This is a genomic window from Nitrospira sp. SG-bin1, from assembly GCA_002083365.1.
Lineage (GTDB): Bacteria > Nitrospirota > Nitrospiria > Nitrospirales > Nitrospiraceae > Nitrospira_D.
In genome coordinates, this window is the sequence record LVWS01000033.1 from 1 (window position 1) to 20,247 (window position 20,247).

The 20,247-nt window shown below is 53.5% G+C and carries 21 protein-coding genes and 2 tRNA genes; 15 read left to right on the forward strand and 8 right to left on the reverse strand.

Annotated features, from left to right (window positions below):
- The first annotated feature begins 239 nt into the window (after positions 1-239).
- The 6 genes from A4E19_04375 (at position 240) to A4E19_04400 (ending at position 4,147) form a co-directional block, all read left to right on the forward strand.
- Positions 240-707, forward strand: coding sequence for a hypothetical protein (locus tag A4E19_04375; GenBank protein ID OQW33168.1), 468 nt, complete (start codon positions 240-242; stop codon positions 705-707).
- Between the two features lie 220 nt (positions 708-927).
- Positions 928-2,232, forward strand: coding sequence for a hypothetical protein (locus A4E19_04380; GenBank protein ID OQW32610.1), 1,305 nt, complete (start codon positions 928-930; stop codon positions 2,230-2,232).
- Positions 2,233-2,240: 8 nt separating this feature from the next.
- Positions 2,241-2,576, forward strand: coding sequence for a ferredoxin (locus tag A4E19_04385; GenBank protein OQW32611.1), 336 nt, complete (start codon positions 2,241-2,243; stop codon positions 2,574-2,576).
- Between the two features lie 76 nt (positions 2,577-2,652).
- Positions 2,653-2,973: a hypothetical protein gene (locus A4E19_04390; protein OQW32612.1), complete on the forward strand. Its 321-nt coding sequence runs from the start codon at positions 2,653-2,655 to the stop codon at positions 2,971-2,973.
- Between the two features lie 122 nt (positions 2,974-3,095).
- Positions 3,096-3,485: a hypothetical protein gene (locus A4E19_04395; protein ID OQW33169.1), complete on the forward strand. Its 390-nt coding sequence runs from the start codon at positions 3,096-3,098 to the stop codon at positions 3,483-3,485.
- 53 nt (positions 3,486-3,538) lie between these two features.
- The gene (locus A4E19_04400) at positions 3,539-4,147 is read left to right on the forward strand and encodes a GTP cyclohydrolase I FolE (GenBank protein OQW33170.1); all 609 of its coding nucleotides are present in this window, start codon (positions 3,539-3,541) and stop codon (positions 4,145-4,147) included.
- A gap of 15 nt (positions 4,148-4,162) precedes the next feature.
- Here the strand turns inward: A4E19_04400 and A4E19_04405 are convergent, their stop codons facing one another.
- Positions 4,163-4,969 carry a hypothetical protein gene (locus tag A4E19_04405; GenBank protein ID OQW32613.1) on the reverse strand — a complete coding sequence of 269 codons (807 nt, stop codon included), beginning with the start codon at positions 4,967-4,969 and terminating at the stop codon, positions 4,163-4,165.
- A gap of 140 nt (positions 4,970-5,109) precedes the next feature.
- Here A4E19_04405 and A4E19_04410 point away from each other — a divergent pair, with 140 nt between their 5' ends.
- Both A4E19_04410 and A4E19_04415 read left to right on the forward strand, forming a co-directional pair.
- Positions 5,110-6,375, forward strand: a complete 1,266-nt coding sequence (locus A4E19_04410; protein ID OQW33171.1) for an AAA family ATPase — start codon at positions 5,110-5,112, stop codon at positions 6,373-6,375.
- Positions 6,376-6,425: 50 nt separating this feature from the next.
- Positions 6,426-6,818 (forward strand): hypothetical protein, encoded by a 393-nt coding sequence (locus A4E19_04415; GenBank protein ID OQW32614.1) that lies wholly within the window; start codon positions 6,426-6,428, stop codon positions 6,816-6,818.
- A gap of 70 nt (positions 6,819-6,888) precedes the next feature.
- Here the strand turns inward: A4E19_04415 and A4E19_04420 are convergent, their stop codons facing one another.
- A complete protein-coding gene (locus A4E19_04420) occupies positions 6,889-8,730 on the reverse strand; it encodes a hypothetical protein (GenBank protein ID OQW32615.1) in 1,842 nt (613 codons plus the stop codon).
- A 459-nt stretch (positions 8,731-9,189) separates the two neighbouring features.
- Positions 9,190-9,265, reverse strand: a tRNA-Ala gene (locus A4E19_04425).
- Positions 9,266-9,536: 271 nt separating this feature from the next.
- On the opposite strand from A4E19_04425, the gene A4E19_04430 reads away from it, so the two are divergent.
- The 5 genes from A4E19_04430 to A4E19_04450 all read left to right on the forward strand — a co-directional run bounded on the left by A4E19_04430 (position 9,537) and on the right by A4E19_04450 (position 14,953).
- Complete coding sequence (locus A4E19_04430; GenBank protein ID OQW32616.1) at positions 9,537-10,853, forward strand: adenylosuccinate synthase; 1,317 nt, start codon at positions 9,537-9,539, stop codon at positions 10,851-10,853.
- Positions 10,854-11,153: 300 nt separating this feature from the next.
- Positions 11,154-11,229 (forward strand) — tRNA-Lys (locus A4E19_04435).
- A gap of 510 nt (positions 11,230-11,739) precedes the next feature.
- Positions 11,740-12,888: a hypothetical protein gene (locus A4E19_04440; protein ID OQW32617.1), complete on the forward strand. Its 1,149-nt coding sequence runs from the start codon at positions 11,740-11,742 to the stop codon at positions 12,886-12,888.
- A gap of 214 nt (positions 12,889-13,102) precedes the next feature.
- Entirely contained in the window at positions 13,103-14,242 is a 1,140-nt protein-coding gene (locus A4E19_04445) for a hypothetical protein (protein ID OQW32618.1), read from the forward strand.
- A gap of 165 nt (positions 14,243-14,407) precedes the next feature.
- Positions 14,408-14,953, forward strand: a complete 546-nt coding sequence (locus A4E19_04450; GenBank protein ID OQW32619.1) for a hypothetical protein — start codon at positions 14,408-14,410, stop codon at positions 14,951-14,953.
- A gap of 683 nt (positions 14,954-15,636) precedes the next feature.
- On the opposite strand, the gene A4E19_04455 is transcribed toward A4E19_04450, so the two are convergent.
- Both A4E19_04455 and A4E19_04460 read right to left on the reverse strand, forming a co-directional pair.
- Complete coding sequence (locus A4E19_04455; GenBank protein OQW32620.1) at positions 15,637-16,422, reverse strand: hypothetical protein; 786 nt, start codon at positions 16,420-16,422, stop codon at positions 15,637-15,639.
- Positions 16,423-16,499: 77 nt separating this feature from the next.
- Positions 16,500-16,751 carry a transposase gene (locus A4E19_04460; GenBank protein ID OQW32621.1) on the reverse strand — a complete coding sequence of 84 codons (252 nt, stop codon included), beginning with the start codon at positions 16,749-16,751 and terminating at the stop codon, positions 16,500-16,502.
- 84 nt (positions 16,752-16,835) lie between these two features.
- On the opposite strand from A4E19_04460, the gene A4E19_04465 reads away from it, so the two are divergent.
- Complete coding sequence (locus A4E19_04465) at positions 16,836-17,783, forward strand: hypothetical protein (protein ID OQW32622.1); 948 nt, start codon at positions 16,836-16,838, stop codon at positions 17,781-17,783.
- 218 nt (positions 17,784-18,001) lie between these two features.
- Here A4E19_04465 and A4E19_04470 read toward each other — a convergent pair whose 3' ends face one another.
- The 3 genes from A4E19_04470 to A4E19_04480 form a co-directional block, all read right to left on the reverse strand.
- Complete coding sequence (locus A4E19_04470; GenBank protein OQW32623.1) at positions 18,002-18,337, reverse strand: nucleotidyltransferase; 336 nt, start codon at positions 18,335-18,337, stop codon at positions 18,002-18,004.
- Positions 18,321-18,620 carry a nucleotidyltransferase gene (locus A4E19_04475; protein ID OQW32624.1) on the reverse strand — a complete coding sequence of 100 codons (300 nt, stop codon included), beginning with the start codon at positions 18,618-18,620 and terminating at the stop codon, positions 18,321-18,323. The genes A4E19_04470 and A4E19_04475 overlap by 17 nt, the downstream gene beginning before the upstream one ends.
- A gap of 607 nt (positions 18,621-19,227) precedes the next feature.
- Entirely contained in the window at positions 19,228-19,662 is a 435-nt protein-coding gene (locus A4E19_04480; GenBank protein OQW32625.1) for a hypothetical protein, read from the reverse strand.
- Positions 19,663-19,876: 214 nt separating this feature from the next.
- Here A4E19_04480 and A4E19_04485 point away from each other — a divergent pair, with 214 nt between their 5' ends.
- The gene (locus A4E19_04485; GenBank protein OQW32626.1) at positions 19,877-20,089 is read left to right on the forward strand and encodes a hypothetical protein; all 213 of its coding nucleotides are present in this window, start codon (positions 19,877-19,879) and stop codon (positions 20,087-20,089) included.
- Positions 20,090-20,247 lie beyond the last annotated feature (158 nt).

Below are 20,247 nucleotides of genomic sequence, written 5' to 3' on the forward strand. Positions count from 1 at the left end.
TTCGTCAATTTACACACGCGGCTTGACATCACCACAGGTCGCGACGGCTTGACATTCGGAGAAAGGCTGTCGTACAGAAATCGGATTAGGCAGTCAACCGTTCGAAGGAGAGGGGAGTTATGAAATTTCTTGAAGATCCGATGCAGACGATGGGAGTAGGATTTGCGCTCACCATCGTGTTGATCGTTATATATTTGGGTTTAACGGGTATTGGCGCGGGTGAAGCGGAGTGGGCCAACATGATCCTTCGCTGGATACACTTCCTGGCCGGCATCACGTGGATTGGGCTCTTGTATTTCTTCAATTTGATCAATGCCGCGTTCCTGAAAAGCCTGGACGGGCCTACCAAGAACATCGTGATCCCCAAGCTCATGCCGGCTGCGCTCAACTGGTTCCGGCACGGGGCGACGGTCACCGTGCTGGCCGGCGTCTTGCTGTATGGCCACATGTACCACAAGGGCGGCACGGGCGCTGTCGCCTTGGCGATCGGCGGGCTGCTCGGCATCATCATGATGGGCAATGTCCATGGCATTATTTGGCCGAACCAGAAGAAGATTATTGCCGCCGTCACCGCGGCGGCGCAAGGAACTCCTGCACCGCCTGAGATGGCCCAATGGGGACGGACTGCCTTACTGGCGTCGCGCGTCAATTTCATGTTGTCGATTCCTATGTTGTTCTTCATGGGAGCCGGCAGCCATTTTCGTTAAAAGTTTGGGCTGTTCGCCGGTAAGTTCCCTTTACCGGCGAACAGTTTGTGGCAGTAGCTCGGTTTAGTTGCCTCTCTTGCGCCTCTATACCCAGTATCAGGGTAGGTCACCTAGTCCTAACTGATTGAGATTCAGGCCTATTTAGCCAAGTCGCCTTGACGGATGAAGAGGCGGAGCCGTATAGTACGAAGTCCGTGTTGAGGACGTAAGCGGTATGCCTATGCCTACGACTGCAGAACCACGCCTTGTGCAACAGATGGAAGGTGCTCCTTGGGAGATTGAAGGGTACCTCAAAGTGGGTGGCTATAAAGCCTGGACGCGTTGCGTGAAAGAACTGAAGGCGACTGAAGTGATCGACGAGCTGAAGAAGTCCGGCCTACGAGGGCGGGGTGGAGCAGGGTTTCCGACGGGAATCAAATGGGACAAGGTCTTGAACCACCGCGTGAAAGAGCGCTATTTCGTCTGCAATGCCGGCGAACATGAGCCGGGAACGTTTAAAGATCGTCATCTGTTGAAAACGCTGCCGCATCAGCTGATCGAAGGCTGTCTCATCGCGTCTCACACGGTACAGGCAAAAGCCTCCTTCATCTATGTGAACCATGAGTACCATGAAGAACGACAGAATCTGAAGAAAGCGTTGGCTCAAGCGAAAGAACGGGGGCTGATCGGCAAGAATGTGTTGGACAGCGGCTTCGATATAGAACTGGAAGTGTTTGAAGGCCATGGCAGCTACGTCGCCGGTGAAGAGACGGCCATGCTGGAGTCGATGCAGGGACGTCCGGCAATGCCACGGCAGAAACCACCGTTCTATCCGACCGACTTCGGCCTCTACGGCAAGCCGACTCTGGTCAATAATGTTGAGACGTTGTGCAACATACCGCGGATTCTCTCTAAAGGTGCGGGGTGGTTCATTCAAACCGGGACCGAAAAGTGCCCAGGCACCATGATGTTTTCACTCAGTGGAGCGGTCAATCGTCCCGGTGTGTACGAAATGCCGATGGGAGTGACGATCAGAGACCTGATCGAGCAATGCGGCGGAGGGGTGCCCAACGGCCGCACGATCAAGGCGGTCTTTCCCGGCGGCCCGGCGTTTTCCATGGTGACGGCGGATCAGCTCGATTTGCCCATGGACTTCGATTCGTTGAAGAAAGCCGGGACAGGGTTGGGTTCGGCCGGTGTGATCGTCGTCGACGATGCGACCTGCATGGTGGCTAAGACTCTGCACTTTTCCAATTTTTTCAAGAACGAAAGTTGCGGGCAATGCCCTCCCTGTCGAATGGGAACCAACAATCTCGCCGTGCTGATGGCGAAGATTGAAGCGGGACAAGGCACTCAAAAAGACCTGGACAGCATGCTGCAGCTGTGTGGATTCGTCAAAGGGACCGGGTACTGCACCCTCGTGACCGGTGCCTCGGTCTTGGTGCAAAGCAGCCTGAAGTTGTTCCGTCACGAATACGAGGATCATATCCGGTTGCAGCGGTGTCCCTATCAGGAAGCACCGGCCGGGATGGGGGCTCATTCGTAGGAGAAGTCATGCCGCGAGTGACCTTTCTGCATTCGAACGGGCGGAGCGGGGACGTGGAAGAGAACATTTCCCTTCTAGACGCCGCGAAAGAAGTGGGCTTCCGGTTGAATCACGACTGCGGAGGAAACGCCTCCTGCACGACCTGCCGCGTGGAGGTACAATCGGGGCATGACCACCTCTCGGAAATCGATTTTGACGAGCAGGACCTGCTGGATCGGGAAGCGCTGACGGAGCCGTGGCATCGCCTGGCGTGCCAGGCGCGTGTCTTGGGAGACGTCGTCGTGCGTGTGCCGGAGGCCAAGTGGGAGAATCCGACGACCGCGACGACGGAGGCATGGGGTTGATATTCGAGAGAGAGATGTTAGACTAACACTCTGGCCCGTTGATGCGGGCCGGATCGATCCATAGAGGAGGACAACGATGGTTACCATTACGCCCGTGGCGGAACAGAAAATCAAGGAATTAATGGCCGAAGAAAAGGATGTGGTGGGGCTGCGAGTATATGTTCGTGGCGGTGGGTGCCACGGTTATCAGTACGGAATGGCTTTTGAATCCAAGATGGCCGAAGATGATACGGTCATTGAAAAGGGCGAAGTGAAACTCATCATGGATTCTCAGAGTGCCCCTTTGCTGCAGGGCGCGGAAGTTGACTACGTGGACAGCGTCCAGGGTTCGGGTTTTTCGATCAAGAATCCCCAGGCCAAAACTACATGCGGCTGCGGCAGCTCATTTAGCGCATAAGAGCCACCGGATCGCGTTGGAGCGCCGACTAGAGACCCTTCGGGCAAGGACCGCTCAGGCTCGAGCGGTCCTTGCTGTTTTACCATCCACAAGAGACACGCAAACGAATGCCACGGACATATGTGACGAGGCGCTACCGGTTTTGCGCCGCCCACAGGCTCCACACGGATCAGCTCTCGCCGGAGGAGAATTGGGCCGCGTTCGGAAAGTGTAATAACCCGAACGGTCATGGGCATAACTACGTGGTGCTGGTGACGATCAGGAACGGAGCGATACAGGGAATGGGCGACGTGGACCGTCTTGACCGCATCGTCAGTGAGAACATCGTCGAACGCTTCGATCATCGCGATCTCAACGGTGATCCGGCATTCGCTGCGTTGACGACCACCGGGGAGAATCTGGTCAAAGTGATCTGGGACATCTTGGCGCCGTTCCTGCCCGCCGACAGTCTGCAGAAAGTCGGGGTCATCGAGACAAGAGACAACTATTTCGAATATGCGGGCGTTACCTGAAACGAGAGGATGGCGTGAGCGAGCAACGAAAAAAGGAGAAAGGACGAGAAGCGGTGGAAGATACCGGCGGAACGGGAAAGCCCGCAGACCTGCGGGTGCTCCAGTCGCTGGTGACGGAAATGTTGCTCGCCCTGGGTGAAAAACCCGGTCGCAACGGCTTGCTGAAAACACCGGAGCGCGTGGCCAAGGCATTGGCCTTTATGACGCAGGGCTATCAACGCGATATCGACCATTTGTTGAACGGAGCGCTGTTTCCGATCGAATACGACGAGATGGTCATCGTCAAAGACATCGACTTCTTCAGTATGTGCGAGCACCATCTGCTCCCGTTTTTCGGAAGAGTCCATGTCGGCTACCTGCCGAATAAGAAAGTCGTCGGCCTCAGCAAAATTCCTCGAATCGTCGATACCTTCGCTCGACGGCTACAAGTACAGGAACGATTGACGGTTCAAATCGCCGAAACGCTGAGCACCAAGTTGAACGCGCACGGCGTCGGAGTCGTCGTCGAAGCTCGGCATCTCTGCATGATGATGCGCGGAGTCGAAAAACAAAACACCGTCGCGGTCACAAGTTCCATGCTGGGAGCGTTCCGCAGTCAATCGCAGACACGCGTGGAGTTTTTGAAGTTGATCCGTCGGGGCAACGTCGGTGATTCGGACTGATTTCTCGGTGATCGTCTAGCGTCCTGTTTCGCTCGCCACATTCCGCACAAAGGCCCGGACGGCGTCATTGAACCTTTCGGACTGCTCCAGGTTCGTGAGATGGGCGGCAGCCGGAATGACAACCGATCGTGCCCCGGGGATCTGGTCGGCCATGAGTGTGGCGTCTGTCGGCGGAGTGGGAAGGTCCAATTCGCCGACGATGATTTGGGTGGGACACGTGATCTGCTTCAAGAACGGAACGGAATCGGGTCGTTCAGCCATCGCCATGAGATCTCCCGCAATGCCGGTGACTTGGTTGCCCTCGATCATCGTGCGCACACGCTGAACCAGCTCCGGCCTCGCCTGGATCGTTCCGGGACTCAGTAATTTTGGGATCATGATGTCGGCGACAGCCGATGGTCCATTCTTGTAGGCGATCTGCGCCATCTGAAACCGTGCTGCTTTCCCTTCCGCGGTGTCTGCCTGCGCTCTTGTGTCGGCGAGCACCAATCCCTTTATGCGGCCCGTGTACTTTCGATGGAGCGCAAACAGGATATAGCCGCCCATGGAAAGCCCGATGAAGACGGCCTGTCGGATTGACAAGTGATTGAGCAGGCCGATCACGTCATCAGCGGCTTGCTCGAGGGTATAACACCACAGCGGTGCGTCGGATTCCCCATGCCCGCGCAGGTCAATCGTAATGACACGGAACTGCGATGAAAGCGCTTCTTCCTGCTCGCGCCACATGGTCCGGTTGAGCGGAAAGGCATGGAGGAAGACCAGCGGAAGACCGGTTCCATGATCGTTGAACGCGAGCGTGATGCCGTTGATTTGAGCCTGCACGGGCAGCTCCGTTGATTGCGGTGTTCGTACCACCGGCGGCCGGCATGGTCAAGAGGCCGTTTGCGCACATACGACGCGGCGTATACAATCCTGCCATTCAAAGGAGTGAGATGGACAACTTTCCCGATCAGGCTCCTGATCTGTTCACACCTCTCGACGGCCCTCGCACGGTCGGGGCCCCGCTCGCAGAGCGGATGCGCCCACGCACGTTCACGGATTTCGTGGGGCAGGACGACATCACCGCGCCGGATCGACCACTACGGCGGGCCATCGAGACCGATCAGCTTTCGTCCGTGATCTTCTGGGGGCCGCCCGGTTCGGGGAAAACGACGCTGGCTCATCTGATCGCCCGGCATACGAGCGGACACTTTGTTCCATTCTCGGCTGTGACGAGCGGCGTGCCCGAGTTACGCACCATCATCAAGGCTGCCGAGCAACGCCGATCGATCAATGGGCAACGGACCATCTTGTTTGTGGATGAAATTCACCGCTTCAACAAGGCACAGCAAGATGCCTTTCTTCCCCATGTCGAACGAGGCACCGTTGTTCTGGTCGGCGCGACGACGGAGAATCCCTCGTTTGAGATCATCAGTCCCTTGCTGTCACGGTCGTTGATTGTCGTACTCAAGCCGCTGGGGGCGGAAGCGTTGGGTCAGATTCTTGATCGTGCGCTCACCGACGTGGAACGGGGACTGGGAGGATGGAAGGCGCACGTTTCCTCGGAGGCCAAGCACCGGCTGATCGCATTCGCCAATGGTGATGCGCGGGCGCTGCTCACATCGTTGGAATTTGTGGTGATGCAAGCGCCGGCTGAAGCTGATGGGACAAGGGTCATTGATGAAGCGACGCTCGAAGCGGCGTTGGGTAAGAAGGCGCTGCGGTACGATAAAGCGGGCGAAGAACACTACAACGTGATCTCGGCTTACATTAAGAGCCTTCGCGACTCCGATGCCAATGGAGCGCTCTACTGGTTGGCGCGCATGCTGGACGCCGGCGAAGATCCGAAATTTATCGCCAGGCGGATGGTGATTTTCGCCTCCGAGGATATCGGCAATGCCGATGCGGTGGCGCTCCTCGTGGCCACCGCGGTCGCACAGGCTGTCCAATTCGTGGGACTTCCGGAGGCACAGATCAATCTGGCTCAGGGCACCACGTACCTGGCATCACGACCCAAAGACAATGCGTCCTATGTCGGCCTCTTGGAAGCGCTCAGGGACGTACGAGCGCATGGCAATCTTGGGGTTCCCCTCCATCTGCGGAACGCGGTGACTCCTTTCATGAGAGACCTCGGCTACGGAGCCGACTACCGGTACGTCCACGACGACCCGTCGGCGCGAAGAGAGCAAACACACCTTCCTCCTCCGCTCCAAGATCGACGGTACTACCGCCCAAAGTCTCTGGAATAGGGCCGATTGTCCTCGTTTACATTCTTGTCTAATCGGTTATACTTAGAGTAATGAAGAGAGGAGAAGGAAAAACGTCCGCCGGCGTGGCGGCCTTGAGTGAACGGAGGAAATTCGTCCGGGCAACCTTGGTCGGCTCCGCCTTGGTGTCGCCGAAAAGCGGCGGGCGTGCCTGCACCGCGGTCTTGGATAATGTTAACAAGATCGGAGCCGGGCTTCACACCAAAGATCGTTTCCCTTCAAACGAGAAAGTCACTGTTTCCCTCGCCTTTCTCGATTCCGACGGAGCGGAACAACAGGAACGGCTCGACGGGACGGTCGCCTGGGTCAAGCCATGGGAAAAGAAAGGGTTTTTGATCGGAGTCGTCTGGGATGAATTGGTGACCAAAGAGAAGAACCGTTGGCTGTACTACTATCTCGAAGAAACCCTCAAAGCCTCCCCCTAACACTCTAAGCGGCCACGTCGTTACACGGTCCATCGACAACCATTGCGTCACGCCATGGTGCGGAGAGTTCCTACCCCATGGACACGAGTTGTTGCTTCACGTTTTCCAGTTCCGCCGACAACGATTCCCAACGAGCGGTCAGGCGCTCGAGATCGCGTTTCCACCCTTCTTGTTCTTCGTGCAGAACGTTCCACCTGCCGAAATCTTCGTAGAGCTTGGGATCGGCCAATTCCGCTTCACGGGCCTTGATCTTGGTCTCCGCCTCGGTAATGTCCCCTTCGGCTCGCGACACCTGCTTTTCCAAGCGAGCCTGTGTCTTGGTCAGGTCTCGTCGCTCTCCACCGCGTAGTTTCGGCTGAACCTGTTGTGCCATCGCCCGCGTAGGAGCGGAAGAGGCGGGTTGTGACGGCTTCGTGAGTTCCTCGCTCGTTTCCTTGATCGATTCAAACTCCTGGGCCTTCTTCCACAGATAGTACTCATAGTCGCCGATGTAATTGCGGGCTTGTCCCTCTTCGATTTCGACGATCCGGGTGGCAATGCGAGCCAGAAACGTCGGGTCATGGGAAATGAAAATGATCGTGCCGGGAAATTCCGCCAAGGCGTCAGTGAGCACATCCACGGAGGCCGGATCCAAATGGTTCGTCGGCTCGTCGAGCAGCAGGGTATTGGCGGGTTCGACCAGCATGCGGGCCAGGGCGACCCGGTTCCGCTCACCTCCGCTCAACGCCTTAATCGGTTTTTTTTGATCCTGGCCGGAAAACAAGAAGGCACCAGCGATCCCGCGTAGAAAATTCATTTCCGCATGTTTGGTGACTTCTTCGAGCGATTCGAGAATCGAATGTTCCGGGTTCAAGGTCTCGGCCTGGTGCTGGGCAAAGTAGTGTAAGGTCACGCCATGGCCCACGGTTCTGGTGCCGGTATCGGGAGGAAGCACACCGGCGAGCATCTTCAACAGCGTACTCTTTCCTGCCCCGTTTTCACCGACGAGCGCGACGCGCTGGCCTCGCTCCACCGAGAAATCGAGCGTCTTGTAGACCACCTTCTCGCCATAGCGTTTACTCGCTCCGGCGAGGTCCAAGACCTGGCGGCCGCTGACCGACGGAAGGGGAAACCGAAATTTGACCCGCTTCGGGTCCCGCTGGATTTCAATGCGCTTGACTTTCTCGAGCTGTTTGAGACGCGATTGTACCTGACTGGCCTTATTGGCCTGATAGCGGAACCGGTCGACGAACTTTTGAACCCGCGCGATTTCCTTGGCCTGGCGAGAGGCGGAGGCCTGCAATTGGGCGTCTTTTTCGGCTTTCAATTCTTGGAACAGCGAGTAATTTCCACGGTACTCCTCGATCGTATGGTGCCGCAGTTCCCAAATGTGCGTCACGACGCGGTCCAGAAAGGCGGTGTCGTGGCTGATGATCAGGAGCGTCATGCCGGATTGGAGCAAGAACTGTTCAAACCACCGTTGAGTGGGTTTATCCAGATGGTTGGTCGGTTCGTCGAGCATCAAGACATCGGGGTTCGATAAGAGCAGATGCGCCAGCGCCACCCGCATCCGGTAGCCTCCGGACAGTTTCTCTACGGGACGATGAAAATCACTCTCCGTAAACCCCAGTCCCATGAGAATGCGCTTGGCTTCGTGTTCAGGGTATTCATCCCGGTGGGCGGCATCGAGGGCGGTCTTGCCGGTGATGGTTTCCAGTTCCTGGGGGAGGTAGCCGATCCGAAGCCTGGGCCGTTTGCGGATCGAGCCCTTGTCCGGTGACTCTTCACCAAGGATCATGCGGAAGAGCGTGGTCTTCCCGGCGCCGTTGGGGCCGACGAGGCCGACTCGTGAATTGGGGCGAAGATGCGCGGAGGCTTCGCTCAACAGCACCTTCGTGGAATATTGCTTGCTGATGGATTCTATTTGGAGCATGGGCACAAACCTTCCGTCTGAAATTGAATAACGAGATCGACTGAGATGCACTCGATCGAAATGAATGGCTAGCAGGTTGGGAGGCGAGGCAGCTTGAGGAAATTAAACACAACAAACATTTTAGAATCCTAAGACACTTGAGGTTTTATCCCGCCGCAACGATTACGATAAACCTTAAAAAGAACGGCCGGCACGCGTTTCCATACAACCAAGACACTTGTGGGATTTATCCGGCGGCAATAGTTACGATACTACTCAAAAAAGCCGCCGGCTCAAACGGCTATCTAAAACTGTAAGACACTTGTGGGTTTTATCCGTCGGCTCAATAACGAAATCTCAAATTAGCCGACGGTACACACGATGTGCGGTATCTAAAACCCTGAATCACTTGTGGTGTTCATCCGGCCGCAACGATTACGATAAACCTCAAAAGAGCGGCCGGCACGCGCAAGCGAGGTTTGGTGGAGCTGGCCGGGATTGAACCGGCGACCTCGTGAATGCCATTCACGCGCGCTCCCAACTGCGCCACAGCCCCACTCTTGGAGATTCGGAAATCGAAATTGATATGGAAAATTAAGGCGTTGAAACAACAGTAGGCATGCTAACACGCAGCTCCGAGCCAGTCAACCGACCAGTTGTTCCTTCTCCGCCATCAGGACGCCAACAAAGCTTCGGATACGAAGTATCTCAACGACCAACTTGACAAAAGAATAGGCTACACCTACCATGAAGCCCCTTGGCTCTGATCTCCCAATAGGGGCAGAGCCATTTTTTCGTGCCGACACCGCTGTGGGACATCCTCAACGATGGGTAATCTCGTCATAATCGGTGCGCAGTGGGGTGATGAAGGCAAGGGGAAGATCGTCGATATCTTGGCCCGGGGCGCGGACATCGTCGTGCGCTATCAAGGCGGCTCCAATGCCGGCCATACCGTCATCAATGAACGGGGAACCTATATTTTCCATCTCATTCCGTCGGGGATTTTGTACCGGGGGACGACCTGTGTCATTGGAAACGGAGTCGTCGTCGATCCCGGCGCGTTAATCGAAGAAATGGATCAGCTCCAGACCAAGGGCATCCCGATCGGCAAGAACTTCGCCATCAGTCAGCGGGCCCACCTGATCCTCCCTTATCATAAGGCGATCGACCGGGCGTCGGAGCAATCGAAAGGGTCGCGGAAAATCGGGACGACCGGACGGGGGATCGGGCCTTCGTATGCCGATAAGATGGCACGGGTCGGCATTCTTATGGGCGACCTGCTGAATCCGCCCTTGTTCAAGAAAAAACTCGAAGAGAATCTTGTCGAGATGAATTGGTTCTTGGAGCGACTGTACAAGGTCGAGACCTTTCAGGTCGACAAAGTCTTCGAGCAATATTTAGGGTATGCCGACCGACTGAAGACGCACATTACCGACACCACGGTGTTGCTGAATCGCGCGATAGAAAAGAACAAAATCGTCATCTTCGAAGGAGCTCAAGGCACGAATCTGGATGTGGATTTCGGCACCTATCCCTATGTGACATCGTCCAGCGCGGCAGCCGGCGGAGCCTGTACGGGGACTGGTGTCGGCCCGACGATGATCGACGCGGTCATGGGCATCGCCAAGGCGTACAGCACCAGAGTCGGCAGCGGACCATTTCCCACGGAACTGACCGATGAAGTGGGACTAGGGCTGCAGGAAAGAGGTCGGGAATTTGGTTCGACGACCGGACGTGCCAGGCGTTGCGGCTGGTTTGACGCGGTCGTGGTTCGTCATGCGACGGTGGTGAACGGGCTTACCTCGCTGGCACTGACCAAACTCGATGTGCTCGACGGCTGCAAGGAGCTGAAGCTCTGTACCGGCTACAGACATGATGGCACCCTGTATAAAACGATGCCGGCGGATCTCGACGCGTTGACGAACTGTGTGCCGGTCTATCAACGGATGAAAGGGTGGAGCGCGGCGACGACCGCAACGACCAGCTATGCCCGACTCCCGGTTGAAGCGAAACGTTACCTGGCCCGCATCGAAGAGTTGGCCCAGTGCCGAATCGATATGATCTCGACGGGGTCCAAGCGTGTGGAGACGATCATGCTGCGCAATCCCTTGGACTGCTCTCGCCGACGCCCCAAACGCTCCTGAAAAATAGTCCATGGTCTTCGGTCATTCGTCAATGCTATGATGCGCGCTGTCTTCGGCTGGTTTCATCCCAGTCGCTTCACGAGTAACCAATGAGTTTAAATATTCAGGATGTTCAAAAAGGCCTTCAGGCAAGGTCCGCGACGCGGAGAATAATGAGGCGCACGGCGCGATAAAGACAGAGCGCCACGTTTGTGCGCGCCGGGCGAGTCGGTGAGCGCCCAGTATCTTGTAAAAGAGAGATGCGTGAATTTTCACCGATGCGAGAACGGAGCGGGAAGTCTTTTTCAACATCCTGATTGTGAGCCGGTAGCTCAGTCGGTAGAGCATCGCCCTTTTAAGGCGAGGGCCCTGGGTTCGAGTCCCAGCCGGCTCACCACTTTTCAATCACTTACAAATTACTCGCTGTCCAATGAACCTCCATTGGACAGCCATTGGACAGTCTCCCAAAACTCTCACCACATCGGCTGCAACAGTTCGGGTTATCGGCCGTCGAGATTTCGATGGAGACTTTCCTACAAGACATGGCCAAAATCTGGTTACTGCCAATAAAAGGAGTGGCCGGTTCTGCGGTTTTGGCTCACATACGGCCCGCTGATTAAGAGGCCATTCAGGGCCAATTTCACAAGGGTTTGATCGGTCAGCGGTTTCCCCCTTCATTTGTAAATTCATTTACTTATGACGGTTCTATGGATTCTATTGAATCGATAGAGTCTATGATTTAGACGCCGTCTATCACAAGTTGTCACAGCAAAGGCCCGCTGATTTTCGACCGAAAAGGCGAAAGTCAAGGGGCCTTTGTGATAAAAGACCGCCAAATTGTGATAAACGCAATTATCTCTTGGCCGATTCCTCTGGAGGCCAACGGCCCTTAGTTGAGAGAACGGATATGACACCACAACAGAATATTATTCTTGATGAGCTTAAGCAAAAGGCTAAAGGCAAGGTAGCGGCCCTCTTGGGTCGCCTTACTAAGATGGAAGGAGCTGCCGAACTAGCTACAGAATTGCCAAAGCTCATCGGACCTACGGCGCTTCTTGATAACAAGAAAGATTTGCAAAGAGTCTGGGAGCTTTTCGGACTTTATTTTCTGAATCAAGGACGTGTTCATGAAGCGATCCCTGTGTTCTATGAGTTGTATTATCGCTTGTTGGACTATCAAGAGAAGCATCACTGCCATGTACCTAAAGGCACGTCGTTGTTCTGGTTAAGCAGATGTCACTCATTAGCTCAGCGGCCAGTTCTAGCGAAGCGGTACATGATGTTAGCATTGTGTGAAGATTCTATTAGAGATAAGGGGAACTTCAGGGCTCATCTGTCTGGAGCCTACCAACAGTTAGTCTGGAGTTTTGGTCTTTCTCACAATGAACTGATCAACTACGCAGACCACATTTGGGGACTTTACAAGAGAAACCGTGTCATGGGCCTTTTCCCTGAATGGATCCTGCAACAGCTTGGCGATGCGTGGATGATCGAACAGCGCTCTTTAGCTGAGTCTTTTCTATACTTCCTCAATATACGATATGTTCGAGTCCTTCAAACAAGGTTGAAATCCCAACCGGGACGATCCCTAGAATGGCTCGCTCATTATCTACTGAGTACTATTCCCGGGTGCCGAGCCAAGATGAATGTGCGCAGCCAGTCCACCCAATATGACGTCGTTGGTGCCCTAGAAGGTCAAGATGTTGATTTTAGGTCCGACTTAGGCCGCTATTTGATCTGCGAATGCAAAGACTGGTCTAAGCCAGCAGATTTCACCACTCTTGCAAAGCTCGCAAGAGTTCTAGAGTCAGCCAAATGCAAGTTTGGTCTTTTGTTTTCAAAGCTGGGAATCACTGGCGAAGCACATACAACAGCCGCGACCAGGGAGTTGCTTAAAGTATTTCAAGATCGTGGAATCGTAATCATAGTCGTTTCATCTCAGGATATAGAAAAACTTGTTAGTGGTGATAATTTTATAACGATGCTCAGAGACAAATACGAGGAGATTAGGCTCGACCTACCAAAAAGATCCGTTGCCCATGCCAAAAGCAATTGAGGCCTTTCAGGACCGCTTTTATGCGATATGTCACCAGGTAGAATCAGGTGAAGCTGCGAGTAAGAATTGCCATCTCGCTATTTTGAAATAGGTTTTAATATTTTCAACCGTGAAAAATTCAATTTTCTTTTCCTGGCAGGGGGATACACCAACTGGAATTGGGAGGAACTTTTTAAGGAAAGCTCTTGCGGGGGAATCCTGCATCGATGAAGCTTTGCGCGACGAGCTAGTGGTGGACAGTGATACACAAGGTGAGGCAGGTCAGCCGCCTATAGCCGAAACCATATTTAAAAAAATCGATACCGCGGCCGTCTTCGTTGCAGATGTGACGTTCACTGCCAAGCGAGTAGATGGAAGGCCGACACCGAATCCAAATGTGCTCATAGAGTATGGATGGGCCTTAAAGTCCTTAGGCCATTCCCGGGTCATCTCAGTTATGAATGACGCATACGGCGAGCCTTCTGCAGAAACACTTCCTTTTGATCTTGCTCACGTTCGATGGCCAACATGCTTCACATTACAGGAGAATGCTTCAGCCGAGCACAAATCCGCCGCAAGGCGAAAATTAGTTGCCAGCTTGAAGGGAGCTATCAGGGCTAGCCTCGCAACGATATCACCACCTCCTGCCCAGCCGATACCCATATTCCCTAAAGCCGTCCCCAAAGACGGACCTGCTCGATTCAGAAATGCAAATGAGGAGCTCGGATATGGCGACGGTCATTCGCACAGGTCCTTGAAAGTGTATTTAAGACCAGGTCCTGCGATGTGGCTGCGGATTATGCCTTTTTCCCCTCCTGGAAGGAAATGGACCCCTCGCGAGCTTAAAGAAGTGGCGATCGCCGGTAACACCCTCAACCTTCTCCCTCTCGTGGAAAGTAAGGGCTATAGTTTTCTGCGAGCTGAAGATGGATGGGGGGCATTCGACTCTTCAGGACAGATTGACGAGCAACAAAAGCGAAGAGAAGCGTCAAGTATAGTGTTTGCTTTTGATACTGGGGAAATCTGGACCATCGATACAGAAGTCCTCGCAAGAAATAGCGACTGGATCCCTTTCATTCAGAAGTATTTCAATAAACGTTTGTCTGGGTATGCGCAATTCATAAAGGCCCTAGGTGTACTCCCACCCTACCACTGGATTGCGGGGATTACGGGAGTCAAAGGTCGTAAGCTGGTGGTGCCACAAATGTCTGGCTTTGTAAACATAGGGGGAGAAGCTCCGGTTTGTGTAAGCGACAACATAGAAGTTGAAGGGGTGTACAACGACGGGCAAGCGCCTGCAGAAGTGTTAATTCCCTTCTACGCTGCTTTATTTGAAAAGTGTGGCATCGAACACCCTTCCGATCTTGCCAAATAGGACTGGAACCTAGTTAAGGCTTGCCAATAGATTGCGAAAGGCAACTAGTCTTGTTGGGGTAATGCTCGTCAAGACAGGGGATAACAGCCCGCCACTCTGGAACGAATGAACTCTATCCTGGCGTCGACGAAGAAGAGATCATATTGGCCACAATTGTGGTAGCCAATGAATGGACCGGCTTGTCCGAGACCTGAAGACCTAATCGTCAAAGCCTTTGTGACCTATCTTGCTGCAAGGTTATATCCTGGTCTTCGAATAGTCGAATGGCCGGATAAGAACAACACACGCACAACCGATATTGATGCTATAGCTGAAAGCGGGGACAAACGCGTTGCCATCGAACACACAAGCACCGATTACCTTCCTAATCAGCGACTGCATGACGAGCGATTCCTACAAGCGATTGGTTATTTGGAGCAAGAGTTAAAAGGACAAATCCATTCTCACCTACGTGTGATCACTCCTTTCGGTGCAGTGCCAACAGGAATACGCTGGGACGAGATTCGAGATCGCCTACGAAGATGGATCCTTGATAACGTTCCTCAATTGCCAGCCGATGAGTCTAAACATAACATTAGCATTGAGGGAGTTCCTTTCCCCCTCACTGTACAGAAGCTGTACAGAAGTCTGTATCTGGCAGCCATGGTCTATTTTTCGCACGTAGTCTGGAGGAAGAATCAGATTTCCCTCAGCGGCTCGAATCGCAGATAGACCGAAAGGCGCGAAAGCTCGCAAGGTACAGGGACTGCTGCAACTTGCTGATTCTTCTGATAGAGAATGAAGATATCGCTAACATGAGCCGAGGGAGGATGATAAAAACAGTCGAAGAATTGTATCCGGACTGTCTGCCAAGTGGCCTCGATAGGGTCTGGTATGCAGACAGTTCGATTCCCGTGTCTATTCAATTCTGGAACGTCACGCCCGCTTCTAGGGCAAACATGATGGACATGAATGCTATGGAAGAGCTGGACAGACCTCCAGAATAAGTTGTGGCAGCAATGTTAATAAGAGACGGTTTGCGTCCTCATCTCTGGCAACTCTACCCAAAGCGGGATTTCAGACTCCTTATCGATCCCAACTGCCTGAACCTGTTTTCCGCTCCTCTCCAATCCGAGATTCTCCAATTCATTCTTGATCTGAGATTGCTCAACCCATTGATACATATTCAACTGCTGACGTCAGAGAAAAGAGGTTTACAAGAACCTTTATTTGAAGTTGTTTCTGACAGAATCCAGTCGGGAGCGTATGTACCTACCCGTCTTGGTGAAAACGATCCACGTGCAGAGTTGTTAAAGGATAATCCAACTGCAACTCATGAGAAGGCATTGTGCGCATTGGCAATTCACGAAAAGGTCGATGGATTAGTGACTATGTCACTGACCTTCCCCCATTTATTACACCAAAGCTGAAGAAGTTAGCTCCTGTGTGAGCTGAGCCCCGTTTTGATGGTTAAGCATGAACTCGTGTGGTGTCATATCACCGATCCCACTGTGTGTGCGCTCTTCGTTATATTCCCGCCGCCAGGCTTCAATGACGAGCTGCGCTTCCTGCAGGGTCACAAACCAGTGTTCGTTTAAACATTCGTCCCGAAACTTGCCATTGAAGCTCTCGATAAAGGCGTTCTGCACCGGCTTCCCTGGTTGAATAAAGTGCAGATGCACGCCATGTTGCACCGCCCATGCATCCAGTGCCGTCCCCGTGAATTCGGGGCCGTTATCCAGGATCAGTATCTCTGGCAGCGGGCGAGTGAGGAACACCCGATCGAGAATCCGACAGACCCGGGCTCCGCCGATCGACACATCCACCTCAATCACCGGCACCTCCTTGGAACACGGATCGGTCATCGTCAAACATTTGTACCGTCGCCCGGTCACCAAGCGATCATGCACAAAATCAAGGGCATAACAGCGTCCTGGCTGCGTTGGGCGAGGGAGTGCCATGCGCGGGACGGCTGTCGCCTTCTTGCGGCGGCGCCGCTGTAACGACAGCCTTTCGTCCCGATAGTAAATCCGTTCCACTTTCTTATGATTCACGCGCCAGCCCTCTCGCCGCAACCGCACGTAGATCCGAGGACAGCCATACCGCCGCTTCTGCTCGGCAATCTCCCGAATCCGGACCCGCAGCGCCGCATCCTCCTGGCGTCGACTGCGATACCGGAGCGTGTTCCGATCAAGGGTCAGGAGGCGGCATACCCGTCGCTGACTGAGCCCAAAGCGCTCGGTGCTCCACTGAGCCGCCGCTCGCTTGGCCTTGGGCCCTACCAGTTTTTTGCGTTGATGGCTTTCAGCGCTTGCTCCGCCACCATCTGTTTCAGCCGCCGGTTTTCATCTTCCAGCTGGCGGAGCTTCTTCACATCGTTGACTTCGAGCCCAGCATATTTCGTCCGCCACTTATAAAACGTGGCGTCCGAGATGCCGTGCTTGCGGCAGAGCTCTGGAATTCCAATCCCCCCCTGCGCATCCTTGAGCACCGCAATGATCTGTTCCTCCGTGTGCCGTTTCCGTGTCATGGCCCCCTCCTGTGGAGCCCATCTCAGCACAGTGGCACTTCCTTGCCAATGGTCTAGTTTTCAGGGGGAAGGTCATCACAAGCTTTGCTTGAAGCGCGGTATGCGCTGGCAAGCGATCTGATCAACATTATTCCGCTCTATGAACTAGCGGATTTTGTAGAAATATGTGCCCATGGACATAATGTGTTCTGGTCTGTTTCTCATTCGTCCTCTCTCTATCAAGACGTGTATTACATCTTGGCCCATCACAAATGTCATCGACTGGCGGATTGGTGGAGTAGTCTTCAGAAAGATACTTTCAGTGACCAGGCGCAGGAACAGCTCCGGACCCTTGTTTTAAATCGATATCCGTTCATCCTATACGCCAGAGATATGGTGAGGTTTTATCGCCTGCAGCGAGACGCCTCAAGACGACATGGCGACTCTCATTTTGGGTTTGGGCTTACTTATCATCTCAATCAGTTCTATCTTTTGCTGTGGGGGATGCTGGATCAACTCTCTCTGCTTGCCAATCTTATCTTCAACCTCGGCTTAGACCCGTTCGATTGTGGTATTAGAAGACCTAAATTCCTGAAGGCGCTAAAGGAACAGAAATCAAGTCTTTATAAGTTCCTTCTGATCCCAATCGTGCATGATTGGATTGGCTTAATGAGCGACTTCAGGCATACCGCAGCCCATCAAGTAATTCCGATGCCAACGGAAGTGGTTATTGATACGGAAGACTCTAAAAGGTCTAAAGAAGAAATCCTAAACATATTGAAGATCGAAGACCCAGATTTCGATGTATTTAGAGAAAGTTCATTGAGCGCTGAGGGTAAAGCATGGCTAGAAGAACAGGCTGTGTCGCAATGGCGTGACTCAAAGAGGGAAAGGTTAGCTGACCATATGGTCTATCTCAAGAATAAACAAGGTCACTATTTTAGGAGCCCTGTAGTTAGTATCGACCATGACCTTACCCTGCTTACCGGAATTATGGATGCATTCTTAGTTTGTATGTTTCAAAAGGACGAAGCGATGCGCCCTCGAACATAAGAAGTAGGGTTATTGTTATGCGACTTTCTGAACCAATACGCGAATCTGGATAATTCTGGCTGCCACAAGACCCTGACACTAAGCGGCCAGGGACACTACACATTTCCGAAAGTGGTGAAGTGAAGAAATGAGAAAAGGTACCGGGAGTCTTTTTAGGTGGCATCTCCCTCTCAGGCATCAAACTGTGTTCCCATGTTTCTGGTCGCCACCGGCTTAGTCTATTGCTTCAACATCGCCCGAACCGCTTGGTTGAGCGTCGGGACTTTGTTCTTCACGATGTCCCAGACGATTTCCGAATCCAGGCCGAAATACTCATGAATCAGAATGTCGCGAAGCCCGGCCATTTTCTTCCATTCCAGTGCCGGATGCTGGGTTCGGAGGTCCTCCGGGAGTTTCTTGACGGCCTCACCAATCACTTCGAGATTCCGGACCACCGCATCGAAAGTCTTTTCATCTTCAAGGAATGCAGCCTTAGAAAGGTTTTCTGTATAGGTCGCGATCTTCCGAGTCGCTTCAAGAATATCTTCCAGGTAGACCTTAGAATCCCGGGGCATAGACGGCTTCTCGTTGGATAATCGGCAGGAGGCGCGGCTTAATGGAACTCATCGTGACCAGGTCTACGCGTGACCGGAACAGGTCCTCAAGGAACATCTTCGTATCCATGTAGGCGTCGAAAGACTTCTCTGACAGTTCAACGACAAAATCGAGATCGCTCCCTGGCATGGCCTCGCCCCTGGCATAGGACCCAAACAGGCCAAGCCGGCGAACTCCCAACCTTCTGAGGATCGCTTGATTTTGCTCAATCAGCTTAAGGACTTCGTCGCGGCTTGTGGGCATCGCGGGGGATTCCTTCCGGTTCGATCACGCTCGCATAAGATGCATGCAGCAGATTCTACAATCTGTCATCCGATGAGATCGCGGGTATTCTAGCACGAGGAAGAACAGGCGGCACAATCGGAACTTCTTTTCCGATCCATGTTCCGTACAGGGAGCGAGACCTCGAGCGAAAGCCGTAGGAGACGCTGATGGCGATCACCAACGGTGGTGCCGGAAGCCGAACCTACTAAGCAGCCTTCACATTACTCTGCAAGGAGATAGCCCAGTCGACAACCCTCTTACGGCCTTCCATCACGAGGAGGCATCCCAAGCAGAAATCAATTCCTCATCTTTATACGTAATACAACGGTGGTGAATTGTGTGACAAAACCCTGCTGGAATGGAAGGTAAGGCGCGGGAACGTATAGAACTTAATAGAATGCGATACCTTCTCAATATTTCAGCACATTAGGGGGAAACCGTTGCGATAGCGAGCACTTGTTAAGCCTCCAGCTATATCGGGGGAATAGGCGATGAACCGGTCTAGTACCCGAAACAACTCACCATCCATCCTGCCCTAAGCGGTCTTGGTGAACTTTAATCGGCCTGCCGCAAGACCTGTGACGGGTCACAACGATGCCGTTGCGATGGTGATTCGCCGGACCAACGCCGGTCTGTTTTGAATTGGAGTGACGAACACCCATGTGTTATCAGTGTAGGACCCCTGATGTGGCGGACGTGGGCCACTTCCCACAATAATCGCCACATCATGGAATGATGTCCTGAGACCTAAGACGACTTGTTGTGGAGACATCGCGATGCCCAAAGCCCGCAGCGCCGGCCAGTGTGATCGATGCGAAGCCGAAGATCGAGTCAGGATGACCTTCATGACGTGCAACCGCTGCCGTCGGTATTTCTGTAGTGAGCACGGAACCTTGGAATTGGACCAATGCGAGGTGTGCATCGAAGGCGCCGAAGAGACGGAATAGCGCATGATCAACAATTGGATCGAACCGGTAAACAGATATCGGGAATTTTTTGACTGTATCCGGCTATCCGTCATCACGCTCATTCGCATGCCCTTGGTCGCGCCCGTGAGCCGTCACTCCAATGCTTGAATCTCTCCGGCACGCTGGTTCCGGCTCTGCCTCCTGTTTCTTCAGTGACTTGTACGGTGCCTCGCCTCCGCGCGGCAGAGAGTCATCTTCACGTCACCCAAAGAGAAAACACCATGGCGACCAACCACTCATCCAAACGACCCGCGACGACGCGTTGCGATGTGGGAACTTCAAGGCGACGATTTGGCAGAATGTGAGCGAAAGAGACCATTTTTCGCAAAGACCTTCTCCCGATCGTTCAAGGATCAGTCCGGTGTCTGGCGCAACGGCATCTCGTTGGGTGTCAACGACCTGGAGTCACTCGTCACCGTGGCTGGTGAGGTCAAGGAATGGAATGGATGGTCGCCTGCTCTTGTAATCAGCAGGCCGTAGGCTCGACACTATACTGCCCACCAACATCAACGATTCCAACGCTATTTCTTCGCGCTACCGACCAGTGTCAACACCATCTAGATGAGGCAGTCTTTTTCTCTCCTGCCTTCGGCATATTGTGTGCTCGGCTTCCCTGGCATGGCCAGCCCAGGCATGGA

What these genes read in the sequence shown, in the direction of transcription:
- A4E19_04375 (OQW33168.1), top strand. Translation starts at nt 240, where the DNA reads ATGATCCTTCGCTGGATACACTTCCTGGCCGGCATCACGTGGATTGGG.
- A4E19_04380 (OQW32610.1), top strand. Translation starts at nt 928, where the DNA reads ATGCCTACGACTGCAGAACCACGCCTTGTGCAACAGATGGAAGGTGCT.
- A4E19_04385 (OQW32611.1), top strand. Translation starts at nt 2,241, where the DNA reads ATGCCGCGAGTGACCTTTCTGCATTCGAACGGGCGGAGCGGGGACGTG.
- A4E19_04390 (OQW32612.1), top strand. Translation starts at nt 2,653, where the DNA reads ATGGTTACCATTACGCCCGTGGCGGAACAGAAAATCAAGGAATTAATG.
- A4E19_04415 (OQW32614.1), top strand. Translation starts at nt 6,426, where the DNA reads ATGAAGAGAGGAGAAGGAAAAACGTCCGCCGGCGTGGCGGCCTTGAGT.
- A4E19_04420 (OQW32615.1), bottom strand. Translation starts at nt 8,730, where the DNA reads ATGCTCCAAATAGAATCCATCAGCAAGCAATATTCCACGAAGGTGCTG.
- A4E19_04430 (OQW32616.1), top strand. Translation starts at nt 9,537, where the DNA reads ATGGGTAATCTCGTCATAATCGGTGCGCAGTGGGGTGATGAAGGCAAG.
- A4E19_04440 (OQW32617.1), top strand. Translation starts at nt 11,740, where the DNA reads ATGACACCACAACAGAATATTATTCTTGATGAGCTTAAGCAAAAGGCT.
- A4E19_04450 (OQW32619.1), top strand. Translation starts at nt 14,408, where the DNA reads ATGAATGGACCGGCTTGTCCGAGACCTGAAGACCTAATCGTCAAAGCC.
- A4E19_04460 (OQW32621.1), bottom strand. Translation starts at nt 16,751, where the DNA reads ATGACACGGAAACGGCACACGGAGGAACAGATCATTGCGGTGCTCAAG.
- A4E19_04470 (OQW32623.1), bottom strand. Translation starts at nt 18,337, where the DNA reads ATGCCCCGGGATTCTAAGGTCTACCTGGAAGATATTCTTGAAGCGACT.
- A4E19_04475 (OQW32624.1), bottom strand. Translation starts at nt 18,620, where the DNA reads ATGCCCACAAGCCGCGACGAAGTCCTTAAGCTGATTGAGCAAAATCAA.
- A4E19_04480 (OQW32625.1), bottom strand. Translation starts at nt 19,662, where the DNA reads ATGACGGATAGCCGGATACAGTCAAAAAATTCCCGATATCTGTTTACC.
- A4E19_04485 (OQW32626.1), top strand. Translation starts at nt 19,877, where the DNA reads ATGTGGGAACTTCAAGGCGACGATTTGGCAGAATGTGAGCGAAAGAGA.